Source organism: Verrucomicrobiia bacterium (assembly GCA_019634625.1).
Taxonomy (GTDB): Bacteria; Verrucomicrobiota; Verrucomicrobiia; order Limisphaerales; family CAIMTB01; genus CAIMTB01.
In genome coordinates this window covers 1-18,243 of sequence record JAHCBA010000024.1, presented here as the reverse complement: position 1 = coordinate 18,243, position 18,243 = coordinate 1, and the positions used below count along the sequence as shown (strand labels likewise).

Genomic DNA, 18,243 nt, shown 5'->3' with positions numbered 1-18,243 from the left:
TGGGGAGGCAGCCAATCGGAGGGACGAGCTCTGCGAGTCCTCATCCCAACACACCACGTCGTTGCGGCCTCGTGGAACTCAGCCCTCCGAAGCGATGCTTCGCGAAGTTCGCGCCTCTACCCACAACTCCGGGATGCACGGGGAACCACGAGGGCACTCCCGCGATCCGCCGCCACGGGCGCCTCTTCGAGTTGTCGGTCGATTCAGTCGCAACGGGTGTCGAAATCGCGTTTTCGGATGGCAACCTCAACACCCAGGAGGTGACGCACTCCAGTTTCTTGGAGTGCGGCGGTTCCCGCCGCTTTGGATCCCGCTCCGGCCAAGCCTCAAGCCCGGGTGCGTCTTCAATCCTTCCCTCCGCGGACCAACCCTGCCCCCCCCACACGTCCCCGCCCTGCCAGAACCGCTGGGTGTACACGCTTCAGCGTGAGCCTCCCAAACCACCCCCGACACGCTAAACAGAGGTCAAGGGGCGGGCCGCGCGGGAGTGACGAGTCGGTAGTAGCTGGGGGCGGCAGGGTCGGGTTCGATGGCAATGGCGATGGGACCGTCGGCGGTGGCGGGTTGGACGGTGTGATGGACATGCCAGGCGCCGAACCCGGGATGGTCGCGCACGAGAATCGAATAGCTGCGGCCGGCGATGGCATGGAATCCGAGGACGAGGGTGTCGGGCGTGTCCTGGCGGGCGGTGAGCCGAAGAGTGCTCCCGGGATCGCGGGGATCGGTTCCGGCAAGGTACTCCTCGAGGTTGGTCAGGCCGTCGCCATCGGAATCGAGGTGGGCGTCGGCGGGATTGTTGGGGTCGAGTCCGTGGGCGAGTTCCCATTCGTCCGGCATCCCGTCGAAGTCGGTGTCCCAGGCCGGGGGCGGGGTGGCCCGGGTGGCGGAGGGCGGCGCGGCAATCCAGTTGGCGGGGTCGTTGGCGTATTCGAGGGGACGCCGCCGCTGGAGGGACCAGCCGCGTTCGAGGGGTTCGACGGGCCAGGGCGGCGTGCTGCGGTAGTGGACGCGCTCGACCAGGAGGTAGGGAACGAAACCGGCGTCGGGCCGGCCCGGGCCCTGGGGGGTGTCGGGGCGTTCGAGCCGGATGTCGTCGTCCTCGTTGGAGAGCCGGCCGGTGAAGGGCCCGAGGAAGGGGAAGAATCCCGCGGGCTGATACCGGGTGCTGAAGGCTTCAGCGCGGGCGCTGTCGGTGGGCGCAAACCGGACCACGAGGGCGAAGCTACCCGGGGGTAAGATGATGCCGGGGGGCAGGTCGAACTCGATGCCGCCCCGGAAGCGCCAGGTGTGGGTGGGATGGGCCGGATCGAAGAGGGGGACGTCCTGGCTGGAGGCGTTGTGGAGTTCGATGAACTCGTCGAGCGGTTCCTCGGGGAAGGCCGGGTCCCCTGGAACGACGGGCCGGTAGTGGATCTCGGTGATGACGATGGGCCCGACCAGGGGATAGGCGTTGGGGAGTCCGGTGCCCTGGCGAAACTCCTCGATCGAGGTGGGGATGTCCCGGCCGAAGGTCCGCCGGCTGAGGGGCGCGAAGTCCCATCCGACGCTGGTACGATGGCGTCCGTGGGACATGGCGTTGGCGGCGGGCTCGAAGTCGAGACGGGCGCGGAAGCCGGTGGCCTGTCCCGCGGCATCCGTCTGGCTCAGCCAGAGGGTGCCGCCGCGGGAGGAACTGAGTCCGAAGGCAGACGGCTGGCCGGGGGCGTTGAACTGGTTCGCGTAGAGAACGTGGTATCCGCCGGGTGGCAGGACGGTGCCGTCCGGGAGCCGGTATTTCCACAGGTCGGAGGCGTCATCGCTCATCCACCAGCCGGTCAGGGAGAGCGGTTGACCCCCGTGGTTCAGGAGTTCGACGGCGTCCTCGAGGGGCGGGTCGGTGTGAGTGAGGATTTCGTTGAAGACGAGCGCCGGGTGGGGAAGCCAGTTGGCGGCGCCGGGCGACGGCGATAGCGGGAAGTCGGCGAGGGTGTTCGAACTGTCGGGGAAGCGCCCCTGGGAGACGTCGCGGCGCTGGGGCCCGAGATCGACGGAATCGATGATGGCCCGCTGGGGGGTGTAAAGGCGGATGGTTTCGCCGTCGATGTGGAGGCTGAAGTTGAGGTGGTTGGGTCCGAGGTCGGGCTGGCTGCTGGCGTACCAGAATTGATGCCCGTTGGGTGCGATGAGGGAAAGCGGGGCGAGTTGGGAGCGGGTGACGCCGGCAACGGAGGGGTCGTCGGTGAGGTAGTGGAGTCCGAGATCCACGGGAAGGGGTTGGGGATTGTGGATCTCGATCCAGTCGTGGCCGGAGGAGCTGCTGGCCAGCCATTCGTTGAGGCGCACACCGATGGACGGGGCGAGCGGAGCGGCGGGTCGGTTGGCGGCGCCGGGAGTCGGGGCTTCGAGGAGCGCATGGCCGCCAGTGGCCCAACCGACGGAACGGTCCTGAAGTTGGGGACCGTAGGTGACCTGGTCGAGGACCTGGCCGGAGGCGGAGACGAGCCGGAGCACGGTGCCGTCACCGGGGAGGGCATGACCGGTGCGAAGCGGTGGGGTGGCGGTGGTCGAGGCAGGACGGTCGGGGTCGCACCAGAGGACGAGATATCCCTGGGCGGGGAGGACGGTGCCGGCGGGGAAGGTGAAGGATGCGGCCGGGTCGGGTCCTATGAGGAATCGGGCACCGGCGAGGTCGTGGGAATCGGCGCTGGAGTTGTGGAGTTCCATCCAGTCCACGTGCCGGCCTTCGGGATCGGCCACGGCGGAGCGGTTGCGGGCCATCCATTCGTGGAAGCGCGGGCCGGAGGCGAGCAGGACGTAATTGCTGGCGCCGGGGCTGGCGGTGTTGGGGAAGGGCACGGGCTGGCCGGTGCCGTCGGGAAAGCGCCCGTGGCTGAGGCCTTCAGGCATGGCGGGATAGATCACCCGGTCGAGTTCGGAACCGGCGTCGTCGTGGAGGGCAATGAGACCGCCGGCAGCGGGGAGCCGGAGTCCGGCGCGATTCAGGCCGGGCCGCGGATGGGCGGTGAGGACGACAAAGCCGGAGGGGGGCACGAAGGAATGGATGCCGAGGGTGAAGGTGGCGTTGCTGGTGGACAGGGAGAGGCCGCGGAGAGGGACCGGGGCGGAGGTGTTGAGATTGTGAAGTTCGAGCCAGTCGTCGGCGCCGGGAGGCGGGTTGGCGAGCCATTCGTTGAGGGCGAGGTCGCGGGCCGGGGCGGCGACGGCGGGTTCGTTGGGGGCGCCCGGCGTGGGTTCGCAGAGGTGCCAGGCCAGCGAATCGTCGAGGCGGCCGAGGGTGTATCCGGTGGGGAGGGTGCCGAAGGAGACGGCATCGATGCGGGCGCCGGCGGGATTGTAGAGGGCGAGGGTCTCGCCGTCCTGACTGAGGCCGAAGCCGGTGTGGAGTTCGTCGGTCGAGCGGCTGTCGGCCCAGACGCGGAGGTGCTGGCCGGGGGCGAGGACGGTGTTCGGAGGGAAGACGAAACGTCGGGGATCGGCGGTGTCGGAGAGGCTCCAGCCGGCGAGATTGGCGGAGGCGGAGGCGGGATTGATGAGTTCGATCCAGTCGGCGCGGGCGCCCGGGCCGGCGGCGATTTCGGAGAGGCGGAAGGCGGGGGACGGAGGGGTGGCGTGGGGTTGGCCAGGCGTGCCGCCGGGCTGGGGGCTGGCGAACCAGGCGGCGGGGTCCGAGGGATCGTCGGCGGGATCGCGGTATTCGAGGGACGAACCACCACCGGCGGCTTCGACGGGCCAGGGCGGGGCGATGCCGTACTCGACGGCGGCGACGACGCGGCCGGAGGGATCGAGGAGTTCGATGCGTTCGCCGGAATTGCTGAGGGCACCGGTGTACCAACCGGACACGGTCACGGTGGGATAGCGGGCGGCGAAGTCGGCGGGGCGCGCGGCGTTGGCCAGGACCCAGCGGGCGCCGGGCGGCATGAGGGGCGTGGGTTCAGGAAAGCGGAAGGTGATCCCGTTGAAGGAGTGCCCCGAAAGGTCGATGGGCAGGGTGCCGAAGTGGGTGAGTTCCAGGAACTCGAAGGCGTCGCCGCCAGGCGGATCGAACATGAGTTCGGTGAAGCGGAGAGGCAGGGCGGGCTGCTGGACGAGGAAGTCGGCGACGGTCAGGGCGCTCCATTCGGTGCCGTCGAGGGCGCGGGCGGCGAGGGTGACGGATTCGGTGAGCGCGATGGGTTCCTGGTAGAGGCGGGCGTGGGGCGCGATGTCCCCGGAAAAGGGCAGGCGCGGGTCGGAGCCGTCGAGGGTGAAATAGATCGGGCCGGTGAGGTTGGTGAGGGTGAGGGTTTGGCCCGCCAGGACGTGGCCGCCGTGACGACTGAAGGCGGGGGCGTTGGAGGACGCGAGGAGACCGGCGCGATGGAAGTGGTCGAGGACATGACGGCGACGCTGGGGGATCCAGGTGGTGCCAACGCGGTTGTTGAAGCTGGGGACCACGCCGCGGAGGCGGTTGGTGACGGAGGCGTAGCGGGTGCGGATGCGGTCGTCGGTGAGGGCTCCGTCGTTGAAGAAGTGGCGGTGGACGCGGTCGGCGAAGAGGAGCCGGAATTCGGGGGAGCGGCGGAGGCCGATGAACATGCGCTGGATGTCAGTGCCACCCCAGGGCGGGGAGGTGGAGGAGAGCTGGTTCTGGATGGTGTTCCAGGAGGGCGCGTGGTTGTTGATGTTGCCGAAGGACCATTCGGCGTCCCAGACGTACATGCGGTAGAGACCGTCGGGGGTGCGTTCGCGGGCGGCCCGCCAGTTGTTGTGGGGCCAGTCATCGTTGTCCACGTAGATCAGCGGGCAGAGGTAATCGACGAAGTTGGTGAGATCGAGGCGGGAGGCGATGTCGCGGTAATGGTCGGGATTGGAGAGGTCGCGGGTGTTGATGAGATTGCGGAGGGTGTTCCAGGCGACGGCGGTGCCTTCCCGGACCTCGCCGCTCTGGGCCATGATGTCCCATTCCTCGCCGCCGCCGTGGTAGGCACGGAGGAACTCGACATCGATGCGTTCGGTGGGGTTGTAGTAGCCGCGGTACACGCCGTTGAGGAAGAGGTGGACGAAGTTGCCGACGGCGGAGGGCTGGCGGCAGTCGCGGGCGAGGGTGCGGACCAGTTCGTCGAGGAGGAACGGGTTGGAATGGTCGTTCATGCCCGCGCGCAGGACCAGGGTGTCGAAGGAACGCTGGGTGGTTTCGGGAAAGAGGGGGTAGTTGAGGCGGCCCTGTCCGTATTCGCCGCGGAAATAGAGGCGGAAGGAGTACTTGCTGAAGGGCAGCGAGGTGGAGCGGTAGTCGTAGCGTTGCCGGACGTAGTCGCCTCCCTGGATGCGGATGCCGCATTCGGTCTGGAACCCGTCGTTGTCCTCGGGGCGGATGAACTCGACAGATACCGGGCGTTCCCAGTCCCGGCCACGGCGCGTGGTGTTGCGGGGGCTGACCTCCATGATGCCGGTGCGTCCGAACAGGTGGTTGGTGGCGGTGACCAGGGAGAGGGCCGGGAGTCGGAGGCGGGTGGCGGGCTGATTGACGAGATAGGTGTGGGTGGCGATGGGCGACGGCAGGGCGTTGGTGAGAAAGGCGGCGGCGCGGATGACGCGGTTGGCCGGGATCGGGATGGGGGCGTCATAGAGGAAGCCCTCGGTCTCGGACGGCGGGCTGCCGTTGGTGGTGTAGCGGACGGTGGCGCCGGGGGTGGGACAGGACAGGGTGAGGTGGAAGGCCGACGCGAAGAATCCGCGGGGCACGCTGAAGCGCACGGCCTCGACCGCGCCGGTGATGGTGCTGGAGCCGTTGGGGCCGCCGGGTGTGCCAGTCAGGAAATGGCGCCATTCGCCGGAGGCTTCGTCGCGGCCCATGGAGTAGTTCGGTCCCTGGCGTCCGAAGGTCACTTCGCTGACCGGGCGACGGGGGAGTTCGGGCGGGTAGAGGCCGATGAACTCGCCGTTGGGGTTGAGTTTGAAGTTGGTGTGGAGCGGGGCGTTGCCGACGACCGGGCGACGATCCTTGCCCGAGGCGAAGACCACCAGGTAACCGCCGGCCGGGAGCGTGACGGCGGGGAAGGTCCATTGCCCGGGGTCGTCGGCACGGTCGGAGAGTGACCAGCCTTCGAGGTTGACCGGGGACGCGGTCGGATTGTGGATCTCGATCCAGTCTTCGGCGTCGGCGTCCTCGTCGCGATGGGCGGTGAAGTTCTCGGCCATGAACTCGGTGATCGCCAGTGCAGGCGGCCGATGGGCGGGGTTCACCGTGTAGGACCAGCCAGCGCCGGAGAAGGGGTGGGGTTCGAGGGCGTCGTTGGCAATGCCGTGGTTTGGCGCCCATGTGATCAGGACGGGACCGGGGCTGGCGGCTGGAAAGGTGAACCGATATGGGCCGGCGCCGAGCCCGTGAACGCCCGTGGCCGGCAGGCCATGGACGCGGAGGTCTGCGGCATCCACCCCGGTCACGGCCTTGTTGAACGTCACCTCGATCTCGGTGAGGGCGCTGATCGTGGCGCCAGCGGGCGGTTGCCGGACCAGGACGGACGGGCCTTCGGGATCGACGAGTTCGTAACCCCAGGTGGAACCCGGGGCGGCCAGTTCGAACCGCAGCGGTGGGTCCTCAAAGTCCTCGATGGTGTGAAAGGCGCCCCAGGAGATGGTGACCGGGCCGTAAGGCGGCGGGGCAAAGGTGAAGGTGTAGCGGTCTCCGGACCCCGTGACGTCCGTGGCACCCAGGCCGTTTATCAGGAAGTCCCCGGCGTCGACCCCGCGGACGGGTTCATTGAAGGTGACGGTGATCCGGTCGAGTTCGGCCACCGGGCCCGGCAGGGGATCGACCGACACCACGAAGGGCGGGCCCGAGACGCGGGGGACCGCCGTGAGGGCGGCATCGAAGGCAAGGTCGCTGCTGCCGAGGGTGACGTTGAAGACCTGGACGGCGAGGATGTTCTCGCCCGGCACCAGCAGGGCCGCGGGATCGGTCAGGGGAAACGGGGTCCAGGCGATGGGTTCGGGGACATTCTGGGTGGCCAATGCATTGAACGCCGGGTCCCCCGCAGGGGCCGCGGCGCTGGCCACGCGCACGCCGTTGATCCAGGCAATGAAGCCGTCGTCGCAGATGGCCGACAGCTCCAGGGTCTCGAGGGCGGCGGGGTCGGCAACCTGGAAGCGTTGGCGCAGGTAAAGCGTGGAGTAGCGGTTCTGCATGTCGCCCAAACGGGTGCCGGTGCCGCCGAACAGCGCCTCCTCGCCATACCAAAACGGAGCGGGAGCGGCCGTCCAGGTGGCATCCGCGAAATTCAGGGCGCGCCAGGCGGTGCGGTTCGCGGGTGAGGGTTCGGCCAGGCCCTTAAAGTGGCGCCAGACGGACCCGGACGGAACCAGCGGGACCGGGTCGGCAGCGGCGACGGAAAGGCCTGCGACAAGGGCCATGCCGGCGGCGACCCTGGGGAGGAGATTACGCATGTGACAGGCCTTCTATCGCCCACAGAGGGGGGGTGCGTCAAAGGCCGCCAGACCCCGACTCCTTGGCGAGCATCAGGAAAACGCGTTCTGGATGAGTCCTTCTCCGCTTCGTTCCTCCGTCACCGTGCCGCCATTCGATCGACTTCCGCGATGGGAATGGGGAACGGCGGTCGGGTGTCCGCGCCTTCGCGTGTCAGAGCTTGGAACTTGAGCAGGGAGCGGGTGCATGGCTGTGGCCGGGCTGAAGCCGGAACAAAGGCGTCAACAGTACTATGTCGGACTTTTTATATGGACCCAGTCAACGTGATATTGCCGGGCTTATTATTCTGTACGCAGACAATAGCATTATGCCGGGCATATTTTTATGGGTTTGGGATCTGCCGACTGGATAAGGACTCGGGACCGGCCCGGAAGCCCAAAAGCGGTTTGACCGGCGGGGGCGATCCCGCCTGAAATCGGGCATGTCGAACGTGCCGAGCGATCTCCGATACGCCAAGTCCCACGAGTGGGTGCGCCTGATCGATGGGGAGGCGGTGGTGGGGATCACCGACCATGCACAGCAGGAGTTGACGGACATCGTTTTTGTCGAGTTACCCGCACCGGGACGGCAGCTCAAGGCGGGTGAGGCCTGTGCGGTGGTGGAGTCGGTGAAGACCGCGAGCGACATTTACGCCCCGGTGAGCGGGGAGGTGGTGGCGGTCAACGAGGCGTTGCCGGGGAATCCGGGGCTCGTGAACTCGGTGCCATATGGAGACGGTTGGTTCTTCCGGGTCCGGCTCAGTGCTCCCGGCGAGGCGTCGGCCCTGCTGTCGCCGGAACAGTACGGAGAGCAGATCGGCGGGTAGCGGACGGGAGGACGGACCCGGCGGCCGGGCACGGACCAATGACCCCGCTCGGGCGCACACCGCAGGCGCACTCGCTAGTGCCGCGATCCGGAAGTCAGGTCCGCCGCGAGACCTGGTCGATCAGGCTGCTGGCGGCGGTACGGGGTCTGGATTGGGGGTTGGATCGTGGCCGGATTGACCACCGGTGCGCAACCGGAGGAGCGCCTGCAGGGCGGCCTCGGATTCCGCCGCTTTCTTGGTCTTGCCCAAACCCTGTCCAAGGGTTTCGCCCCGGTAACTGACAGCGCATTCGAAGACGCGGTCATGGTCAGGACCGGTCATTGAGATCAACTGATAGGAAGGGGCCTCCGCGGATTCGGCTTGGAGGAGTTCCTGCAGTTCGCCTTTCGGATTGTGAAGGCTGGGCAGGGCCTCGAGTTGCCCAAACGCCTCCCGAAACCTGGGCAGGACAAACTGGCGGGCGGAGTCGAGCCCGCCGTCGAGGAATATCGACCCCACCACCGCCTCGAAGGCGTCCGCCAGCGTCGAGGCGCGATCCCGTCCTCCGGTGGTTTCCTCGGAGCGGCTGAGGCGTAAAAAGCGGCCGACCCCCATGGCCGCGCTCTGCGCCGCGAGGGTGCGGCGATTCACCATTTCCGCCCGCGCCTGGGTCAGCGGCCCTTCACCGAGATCGGGGAACTTCTCGTACAATTCCAGCGTCAGGACGAGCTGCAGGACGGCGTCCCCAAGGAATTCGAGTCGCTGATTATGGGGAGTGCCGGGACCGAGGTCGTGGGTGACTGAGGGATGGGTGAGGGCAAGATCGAGAAGGGCGCGGTCCCGGAAGCGGTGACCCAGCAGGGCCTCGAGGTCCTCAAGCGCATCCCAGCGGACCCGGATCTCGTCCCGGTCCGGTTGCACAGAACCGGATTGGGCGAGGGTGGCCGCGGTTCCCATGGTCACGGGTTCAGGATGCGACGACCTCAGCCACAACGGACTCCCCGGCCGGGCCGGCTTCGGGCGATCCCGTGGCGACAGGTTCAGCGGCGGGTTCGTCGTGGATGGATTCCGGGGCTGGGCCGGCCTCCGGAGGCAGTCCGTGCTCAAGCAGGTGGGCGACATCGCGCTGGACCTGTTCGAGCTGATCCAGTCGCAGCTGGGGATCCGGGACCGTGAACATCTCCCCGGTGCCGGGCCGTTCGTACACGAAAACGCGGCGTCCCTCGGCGCGAAGGGTCTCGCGGATCTTGAGGACGCGTTTCCGTTCCAGCATCACGGCCAGAATGAAGGCGGCCGGCTGCCAGGCGGGTTGATTGCGCTCGGTAAGGCGGCGCAGAAGGGTCTCGGCGTTGTCGCGCTGGATGGGCTCGGGCGGGGCGGCGGGAGGAACGGTGAACAATCCCTGCCAGTGGGAAATGTACCCTTTGCGGTCGGCGGCGCCGTGCTGGTGCTGGTCGGCCCAGCACGTGACACAGACGTCGAGGCGCTCGAACCCGGATCGCCGTTCGAACAGAAGGGTGTGGTACGGCTCCTGATCGGCAAAGGCGTTGCCGCAGGTCTGGCAGGCGCGGGCCCGGCTTTGAATATTCCAATCGTTCATCCCCGGTGACAGTGGACCTTGGGCCAGCATTATTTCCCGCGGAACCGATCGAGCAACAGCAATCGTTCAGACTGCAGTCGTTCCGACACGACCGATTCTGGAGGAGGAATTGAGGTGGGAGTGCTTGGCAAGGCGAAACGGATGCCACGACAACAGCGCAATCGCCTCGAGGAAGGTATTCCGCCTGCACTGGAAGGCGGCGCTGGGCGCCGAGGCGCCTTCCCGGTCGCGAGCCTGGTCGTATGGTTCGTCGTAGGGTTCGATCGCGAGCCCTCCTGCTCGGTGCCTGTCTGAAGAATGGAAGGGGCCCTGTTGTCGCGGAAAAGGCCGGATGGCGAGACGCGAGGGTGGAGCATACCCGCCAGTCCCGCAGCCACGGGATGACCGAGGAGCAACCAAGCCAGGCGAACGACCAAGGAATGCTGTAAAACGCCCGGCATAATACTATTGACCGACTTGTAAACTGAGAGCCTGGCTTATTATTTGTTTTGTTGACCAACAAGCGACTGCGACATCCAACGCGACCAGTCGGACGGGCTTTAGGGGTTCTAGGTCATTTGCGGGGTACCCGAATGCCGTGGGACGTCAGCATCCTTAAGCCTGCCTTTTTTAATTCAGGATCGGCTCCAGTGGGCCAATAGCGCCGGAACAGCGAAGCCGGAGGTCTGGAATGTGCGCAGGATTCGACGGAGCCCCGCCGGGCCGGCCCCCTCACCGCCCCGCTCAGCCGATGAAATCCCAGTCGTAAGGGCGCCGCATCGGCCGGCTGAGCCATCCGTTGGCTTCGGCATCACCCACGATCTCCTCCTTTTCCGGATTCCACTCCAGCCGGCGGCCCAGGCGGATGCTGATCACGCCGAGGTGTGCGATTGAGATGGAACGGTGCCCGATCTCGGCGTCGCAGATCGGTTCTTTCCGCGTGCGGATCCCGTCGAAGAAGTTTCCGATGTGGTTGTCCGAAGCGTAGAGGCGAACGGCATTGGCCGGCAGGGGCGTCTCGATCATTTCCGGATCGCTGGCACGCAGTTCACCGCGACTCACAAAGATCCAGCCGTCGCTCCCGAGGAACTGCACCCCGTTGGGCGACTTCTCGCCGCCCCCCACCACGCCGCGCTCATGGGGCGTGTTTTCGTCGAGAATGGTCATGGTGACACCGTTTGCATACCGGCACTCGATCCGGTACCGCGCCGCGGCGTCGTACCCGCCCGGGATCATGTCCACCAGGGATCTCCCGTCCACCTCGACCGGACCGGAACGGTCGGTGCCGTTGCCCCACTGCGCGATGTCGTTGTGGTGAGCCCCCCAGTCGGTCATCTGACCGCCCGAGAACTGGTACCACCAGCGGAAGTTCCAGTGGTGGTTGCGCCCGTTGAAGTCCACGAACGGCGTCGGACCCAGGTAGTAGTCCCAGTTGAGACCTGCCGGCACCGGCTGCCGCGCGAACGGACCTTCCCGAGGACCGGTGGGCAGCCCGACAATCATGTGCTGCAACTTGCCGATCCGGCCGTTGCGAACCAGTTCGCAGGCGAGGCGGAAACGGCGGTCGCTCCGCTGCTGACTGCCCACCTGCAGGATCCGCTCGTGTTGGCGCACCTCCCGGACCAGGAACTTCCCCTCGTCCACCGTCAGGGTCAGCGGCTTCTCGGAGTAGATGTCCTTCCCCGCCCGTGCGGCCGCCACGTTGATCATGGTGTGCCAGTGGTCCGGCGCGCCATTGATGATCACATGGATGTCGTCCCGCTCGATCAACTTCCGGAAATCCTCGTACTGGTGCTCCGCCTCGAACTGCTTCCGGGCCGCCCCCGCCTGGTTCACGTCCACATCGGCCACCGCAATAACCTGCCCGTACCGCCGTGCCCCATTGCACACCCCGCGACCCTGCCCGCCGCAGCCGATCAGCCCGATTCCCGGGCGGTCGTTCGGGCCCGGTCTGGCGGGGGTCGCCGCCAGACCTTCGCACTCGTGGAGGTACCACAGCGGGATGCCGGCGCCGGCCGCTGCCGCCTTGAGGAAATTCCGGCGACTGACCTGGATCTGGAAAGGCTTCATGGGTCCGCAACTCCAATCGGACGGCGCCGCTCCGTCAACCCGCTTGTGGACGACCCCCTGAAAGCCGGCGCAACGCGGAGTTGTGGGGAGAGGTGCGAGCTTCGCGAAGGATCGCCTCGGAGGGCGGAGTTCCACGAGGCCGCAACGGTGTGGAGCGTTGGGCCGAGGACTCGCGGAGCTCGTCCCTCCGATTCGCTGCCTCCTCACCCACAACTCCGTGATGCACCGCCTGAAAGCTCGGAAGCCCTCGATGGCCCGACTTGGGCCGTCGTTGACGCCCGACCCGCAAGGTGTCTCCCTTTTCGCCCGTGCTTCGTCGCCTCGGTATCCGACTCGAACGCCGCTTCCTCTACCGGACCATCCGGTTCTTCCGCATTCGCGGGGAGAGTGAGAAAGTGGCGCGCGGATTCGCCATCGGCATGGTGGTCAACTTCTTCCCCACCTTCGGCTTCGGCGTCTTCGTGTCCGGGTTCATCGCCCGGTTCTTTGGCGGCAACGTCCTCTCGGGAATCGCCGGCGGGGCCACTCTCACCTTCGTCTGGCCCCTGCTCTTCTACCTCAATATCCGCGCCGGCAGCTTGTTCCTTCGTCCGTCGGTCCGCGTCGTGGACCTGGAGGACGTCACCGAGAAGACCGTCAACGCCCTGGTCTGGGGCCAGACCTTCCTGCTGGGGGCCGTCATCAACAGCCTCCTGGTCGGCCTGGTCATCTATGTCCTGCTCCGGTTGCTCTACGAGCGCACCCGCCCGGTCGCCCTTGCCTACTTCCGGCGGCATGCCCAGGACCATCAGCTCCGCCTGCGCCGCCACGCGGCGATCCTTTCCAAGGCCCGTCGCACTGGACCCGACGAACCGGCCGCCTCGGGTTGACCCGGCCAGCCCCTGGCGCCTGTCACCCCCCTATCGCCGCCTCCCGTGACCCTCCCCTCCCTCTCGGTCGTCGTTCCCAACTACAATCACGGCCATTCCCTGCCGGCCTGCCTCGACGCCCTCCTCGCCCAGTCCGTTCCGCCCGACGAAATCGTGGTCATCGATGACGGCTCCACCGACGACAGCCGAACCGTGATCGCCGATTACGCGCGTCGCCATCCGTGCATCCGTCCCGAAGCCAACCCGGCGAACCGCGGCGTGGTCTTTACCATGAATCGCGGGCTCGAACTCGCCCGGGGCGACTACCTCCACTTCGCCAGCGCGGATGACATGGTCCTGCCCGGCCTGTTCGAACGTTCCCTTACCTTGCTGGCCGCCCATCCCCGGGCTGCCCTCAGTTGCTCGGCCAGCCGCTGGAGCGACATGGACAGCGGGATGACCTGGTCCATGGCTGCCGGACTCGCCCAGGAACCGGGTTACCTCGATCCCGACCGTCTGGTCGCCCTCGAACGCGCCGGCCGCCTCATGATCGTCAGCCACAGCGCCCTGCTCAAAGCCGGGGTCGTCCGCGAATTCGGCGGGTTCCTCCCGGATCTCCGCTGGCATTGCGACTGGTTCCTGACCTACGCCGCCGCCTTCCGGCATGGCCTCTGTTACCGCCCGGAAGTCCTCTCCCAGGTCCATCTCCACGGCTCCTCCTACTACGGATCCGGGCGGCGCCGGACCGAACACGACGCCGTCATGACCCGCCTCCTCGAATTGCTGCATGAAGAGCGATTTGGCGACGTCGCCCGGCGCATCCGTGAAAGCGGCGCCCTGTCGCTCCACGCCATCCCCATGCTCCGTGCCATGCTCCGCCAGCCCGCCCATCGCGATTTCCTCACCGCCCGCTTCCTCCGCAAATGCCTCTGGCGGCAAGCCCAGGTCCTGGCCCGACGCCACTTCCCGACCTGGCTCGCGCGCGCCTGCATCCGGCTTTTCCTGCGCCCCACCCCTTCCCGCTGAACCCGACCGCCTTCCTCCGACTTCCGGCTTCCGACGTCTGTCCTCCGACCTCCGACCTCCCCACCCATGGCACTGCCCGCCCTGCTCCCGGTTCCGTCCCGGCTCGCCCTCGCCGGCCTGCTGTCGGCCGCCAGTGCCATCGCCGCCATCCCGCTCCCGCCTGTCGCCCCCCTGCCGCCGCCCGGCACCGGGGATTTCGCCGTCTCGATCTGGATCGAGGTTCCGCCGGATGGACAGGAGGCGGGAGGCGATCTGGTGACCTGGTACGACGCGGAGAGCCGCAACGGGCTGAATCTCTCGGTCGTGCACGCTGCCGCCGCCTGCACCTCGACGGCCAACACCCGCAATCTGTTCTTTGGCCTCGATGCCGGCACCGAGCCGGTCTGGGAGGACTGCGGCCGCCCGGGAAACAACCGGATGGTGTTCGCCCTGGCAACCCACGGCGGCCACCTCTACGCCGGCACCTTCGAGCATGGCGCATCGGAAAGCGGACGGGTGTACCGCCATGCGGGCGGCACCCGGTGGATCGACTGCGGCGCCCCCGCGCGCTGCAACACCGTCTCGGCCCTGGCGGTCTTCGAGGGCGAATTGTACGCGGGGGTTTCCCGATACAGCGGGGTTGGCTCCCACCTGGAGCCTTCGCCCAACCCGCATCCCGGCGGACGCGTGTACCGGTACACCGGCGGCCGGCGTTGGGAGGACTGCGGTCAACCCGGACCCGGACAGTTGATCTGGGGCATGGCGGTTCACGACGGCCGGCTCTACGTCACTTCCCTCGATGTCCCGCCGCTGCACCAGACCACCCCGAGGCAGGGCTTGTACCGCTACGAAGGCGGCGCCCGCTGGACCTGGTGCGGCCAACCGGGCGGCCGCATCGCTCCGATCGCCTCCTTCCAGGGTTCCCTGTTCGCAGGCGGCTTCGACGGCGGCGCGCAGGGCGGGCTCTTCCGATACGATGGCGACGGACGGTGGACTCCGTTCGGCTCCCCGCCTCATGTGGACCAGACCTACTCGATGGCGGTGCATGGCGGCCGGCTCCACACCGGGACATGGAAGGAGGGCCGCGTGTTCCGGTACCTGGCGCCGGGAGAATGGGAGGACACGGGACGCCTTGGCACGGAACTCGAGGTGATGGGCCTCGCCCACTTCCACGGCAGACTCTACGGCGGCACGCTTCCCCTGGCGGAGGTCCATCGCCTCGACGCCACCGGGTGGTCCCTGACCGGCCGGCTCGACTTCTCGGACACCCCGTACCGCCGCGCCTGGTCCATGGCGGTGGCCGGGGGACGCCTCTTCTGCGGGACCCTTCCATCGGGGCACGTTCATGCGCTGAGCGCCGGGGTCGCCCTTTCGCAGGACCGCGCCCTGGCCCCGGGCTGGCGGCATGTCGCGGCCCAACGGCATCAGGGCCGTCTCGAACTGCACCTCGACGGCCGGCGCGTCGCCATCTCGTCCACCCCCGATGCCGCGTCCCTTCACCTGGACCCCGGATCCCCGCCCAGGATCGGTTTCGGGGAGGGCGCTCGATTCCCCGGCCGCTGGCGCGAGGCCACCTATTACCCCTATGCCCTCTCGCGCTCCCACCTTCGGGCGTTGGCACGCGCCGCGCCCCGGGCCGCGCTTCCCTGACCCCGCCAAGGTGCCGCCCAGGCTCAATGCACGATTTCGAAGATCCTTTCGAACTGCACCAGGTCGAATGTCTGCTGCACGCTCGGACGCGGGTACAACAGCCGCACCTTGCCTCCCTGGGCGGCAATCAGCCGGCGGATCGCGATCAATGCGCCGAGCCCCTCGCTGTCCACCAGTCGCACCTGACTCAAATCCACCTCGACCACCCGGTGTTCGGGCAGGAGCTTCGACTTCACACCCTCCTTGAAAAGCGGCACAGAGCCGCCGGATAACGCCTCCAAACCGCCTACCCGGACCACCTCGTTCGCGAGATCGATTTGCATATGCGGGACTTCCCGGAGTCTTGCTCAGTGACTCCCGGGAGGGCAAGCGGCACCGGCAGTCAGTCGAACCGGTCCAGGTTCATCACCTTGTCCCAGGCCGCCACAAAGTCGTGAACGAACTGGGTCTGCGCGTCGGAACCTCCATACACCTCCGCGAAGGCCCGCAACTGGGAGTTGGAACCGAAGACCAGGTCCACCCGCGTGCCGGTCCACCGTACGTTCCCTGTCTGGCGATCCCGGCCTTCGAAAAGGTCGGCGTCCGGAGTGACCGGTTTCCATTCCGTCCCCATGTCGAGCAGATGGACGAAGAAGTCGTGGGTCAGCGCCTCCGGGCGCTGGGTGAAAACCCCATGCGAAGTCCCGCCATGGTTGGTGTTGAGCACCCGCATCCCGCCCACCAGGACGGTCAGTTCCGGCGCCGTCAGCGTCAGCAACTGCGCCTTGTCAATCAGGAGCACCTCGGCCGGCACGCTGTACCTGCCCTTCAGATAATTGCGAAACCCGTCCGCGATGGGTTCAAGAACCGCAAAGGATTCCGTGTCGGTCTGTTCCTGGGCCGCATCCATGCGACCCGGCCGGAAGGGCACCGTCACCTCGACCCCGCCGTTCCTGGCCGCCTGCTCAACCCCCGCGCAACCCGCCAGCACGATCAGGTCGGCCAGCGAGATCCTCTTGCCACCGGACTGCGTGCCGTTGAAGGCACTCTGGATGCCCTCCAGCGTCTGGAGGACTTTGGCCAGCCGGGCCGGCTGGTTGACGGCCCAGTCCTTCTGCGGGGCCAGACGAATCCGGGCGCCGTTCGCGCCGCCGCGCTTGTCCGAGCCGCGGAACGTCGAGGCCGACGCCCAGGCGGTCGATACCAATTCCGAAACCGTCAGCCCGGAGGCGAGGATCCTGGCCTTCAGGGAAACGATGTCCTGCGCCTCGACCAGGGGATGGTTGACCGCGGGAATCGGATCCTGCCAGAGCAGCTCCTCGGCCGGCACCTCGGGCCCGAGATACCGGGCCCGAGGGCCCATGTCGCGGTGGGTCAGCTTGAACCAGGCCCGCGCAAAGGCATCGGCGAACTGATCCGGGTTCTCCAGAAACCGCCGCGAAATCTTCTCGTACACCGGATCGAACCGGAGCGAGAGATCCGTGGTCAGCATGGCCGGCGCGATCCGCTTCGAAGGATCATGCGCGTCCGGCACCGTGCCCGCCCCCGCGCCGTTCTTCGGCGTCCACTGATGCGCCCCCGCCGGGCTCTTGGTCAGTTCCCATTCGTATCCGAACAGGTTCTCCAGGAAACCGCTGCCCCATCGGGTCGGCGTCGAGGTCCAGGTGACCTCCAACCCGCTGGTGATCGCGTGGCCGCCCTTTCCCGTGCCGAAGCTGCTCTTCCAACCCAGACCCTGTTCCTCAAGTCCCGCAGCCTCTGGATCAGGCCCCACATGCGACGCCGGACCGGCACCATGGGTCTTGCCGAAGGTGTGCCCCCCGGCGATGAGGGCCACCGTCTCCTCGTCGTTCATCGCCATCCGCGCGAAGGTCTCCCGGATGTCGCGCGCCGCCGCCACCGGATCCGGGTTGCCGTTGGGTCCCTCGGGATTGACATAGATCAGGCCCATCTGCACCGCGGCCAGCGGGTTCTCAAGGTTTCGATCCCCCGTGTATCGCTTGTCCCCCAGCCAGGTCGTCTCCGCGCCCCAGTAAACGTCATGGTCCGGTTCCCAGGTGTCCTCCCGTCCGCCCGCAAATCCGAACGTCTTGAAGCCCATCGTCTCGAGCGCGACGTTCCCCGCCAGGATCATCAGGTCCGCCCAGGAGATCTTCCGGCCGTACTTCTGCTTGATCGGCCAGAGCAACCGACGGGCCTTGTCGAGACTCACATTGTCCGGCCAGCTGTTGAGCGGCGCGAACCGCTGCTGCCCCCGGCCGCCACCGCCACGCCCGTCGCCCGTTCGGTACGTTCCCGCGCTGTGCCACGCCATCCGGATGAACAGCGGCCCGTAATGCCCGAAATCCGCCGGCCACCACTCCTGGGAGTCGGTCATCAGCGCCGCGAGATCCGTCTTCACTGCCGCCAGGTCCAGGCTCTTGAACGCCTTCCCATAGTCGAAGCCCTCCCCCATGGGGTTCGACCGGCTGGAATGCTGGTGCAGCAGTTCGACCTTCAGATGGTTCGGCCACCAGTCATGGTTCTTCGTGCCGCCTCCGGCAACGTGATGGAACGGACATTTCGCTTCGGTTGACATGGTTGTGCTGGTTCGGGCGGTTGGACTCCCTCGGGAGTTGGAAAAGGAAGTTTCTGGCACCAGCGCCCGAACGGTCAACTGCCGGATTCTTTTTTATTGTGCCTGGCATTTTAGAATTGACCATTTAGCTTCATAGCTCACCCTGTACCCATCCTCCCCATGAGAATCCCCCGCATCAAAGCCGACCCATCCCTCCCGGCGACGTATCACTGCATGTCCCGCGTCGCCGGTCGCCTTCCCCTCCTCGACGATTCCGCCAAGAACAAGTTGGTCAACATCCTCCAT

10 protein-coding genes are annotated in these 18,243 nt (G+C 67.2%); 4 read left to right on the top strand and 6 right to left on the bottom strand.

Annotated elements, in window-relative coordinates; translation table 11 throughout:
- Window positions 1-465: 465 nt before the first annotated feature.
- On the bottom strand, window positions 466-7,425 hold the full coding sequence (locus KF833_14665) for a lamin tail domain-containing protein (protein ID MBX3746548.1): 6,960 nt from the start codon (window positions 7,423-7,425) through the stop codon (window positions 466-468).
- 461 nt (window positions 7,426-7,886) lie between these two features.
- Between KF833_14665 and gcvH the strand changes: the two genes are divergently transcribed.
- Window positions 7,887-8,270: a glycine cleavage system protein GcvH gene (gcvH, locus tag KF833_14660; GenBank protein ID MBX3746547.1), complete on the top strand. Its 384-nt coding sequence runs from the start codon at window positions 7,887-7,889 to the stop codon at window positions 8,268-8,270.
- Window positions 8,271-8,390: 120 nt separating this feature from the next.
- Here gcvH and rnc read toward each other — a convergent pair whose 3' ends face one another.
- From rnc to KF833_14645, 3 genes are all read right to left on the bottom strand, one after another.
- A complete protein-coding gene (gene rnc / locus KF833_14655) occupies window positions 8,391-9,206 on the bottom strand; it encodes a ribonuclease III (GenBank protein ID MBX3746546.1) in 816 nt (271 codons plus the stop codon).
- Window positions 9,207-9,216: 10 nt separating this feature from the next.
- Entirely contained in the window at window positions 9,217-9,849 is a 633-nt protein-coding gene (locus KF833_14650; GenBank protein ID MBX3746545.1) for a hypothetical protein, read from the bottom strand.
- 723 nt (window positions 9,850-10,572) lie between these two features.
- On the bottom strand, window positions 10,573-11,898 hold the full coding sequence (locus KF833_14645; GenBank protein ID MBX3746544.1) for a Gfo/Idh/MocA family oxidoreductase: 1,326 nt from the start codon (window positions 11,896-11,898) through the stop codon (window positions 10,573-10,575).
- A gap of 308 nt (window positions 11,899-12,206) precedes the next feature.
- Between KF833_14645 and KF833_14640 the strand changes: the two genes are divergently transcribed.
- From KF833_14640 to KF833_14630, 3 genes are all read left to right on the top strand, one after another.
- Complete coding sequence (locus KF833_14640) at window positions 12,207-12,767, top strand: DUF2062 domain-containing protein (protein MBX3746543.1); 561 nt, start codon at window positions 12,207-12,209, stop codon at window positions 12,765-12,767.
- A gap of 45 nt (window positions 12,768-12,812) precedes the next feature.
- A complete protein-coding gene (locus tag KF833_14635) occupies window positions 12,813-13,772 on the top strand; it encodes a glycosyltransferase family 2 protein (protein ID MBX3746542.1) in 960 nt (319 codons plus the stop codon).
- 66 nt (window positions 13,773-13,838) lie between these two features.
- Entirely contained in the window at window positions 13,839-15,401 is a 1,563-nt protein-coding gene (locus KF833_14630; protein ID MBX3746541.1) for a hypothetical protein, read from the top strand.
- A 23-nt stretch (window positions 15,402-15,424) separates the two neighbouring features.
- On the opposite strand, the gene KF833_14625 is transcribed toward KF833_14630, so the two are convergent.
- Together KF833_14625 and katG are read right to left on the bottom strand one after the other, a co-directional pair.
- Window positions 15,425-15,724 (bottom strand): STAS domain-containing protein, encoded by a 300-nt coding sequence (locus KF833_14625; protein MBX3746540.1) that lies wholly within the window; start codon window positions 15,722-15,724, stop codon window positions 15,425-15,427.
- A 59-nt stretch (window positions 15,725-15,783) separates the two neighbouring features.
- Window positions 15,784-17,958, bottom strand: coding sequence for a catalase/peroxidase HPI (katG, locus tag KF833_14620; protein ID MBX3746539.1), 2,175 nt, complete (start codon window positions 17,956-17,958; stop codon window positions 15,784-15,786).
- Window positions 17,959-18,243: the final 285 nt, after the last annotated feature.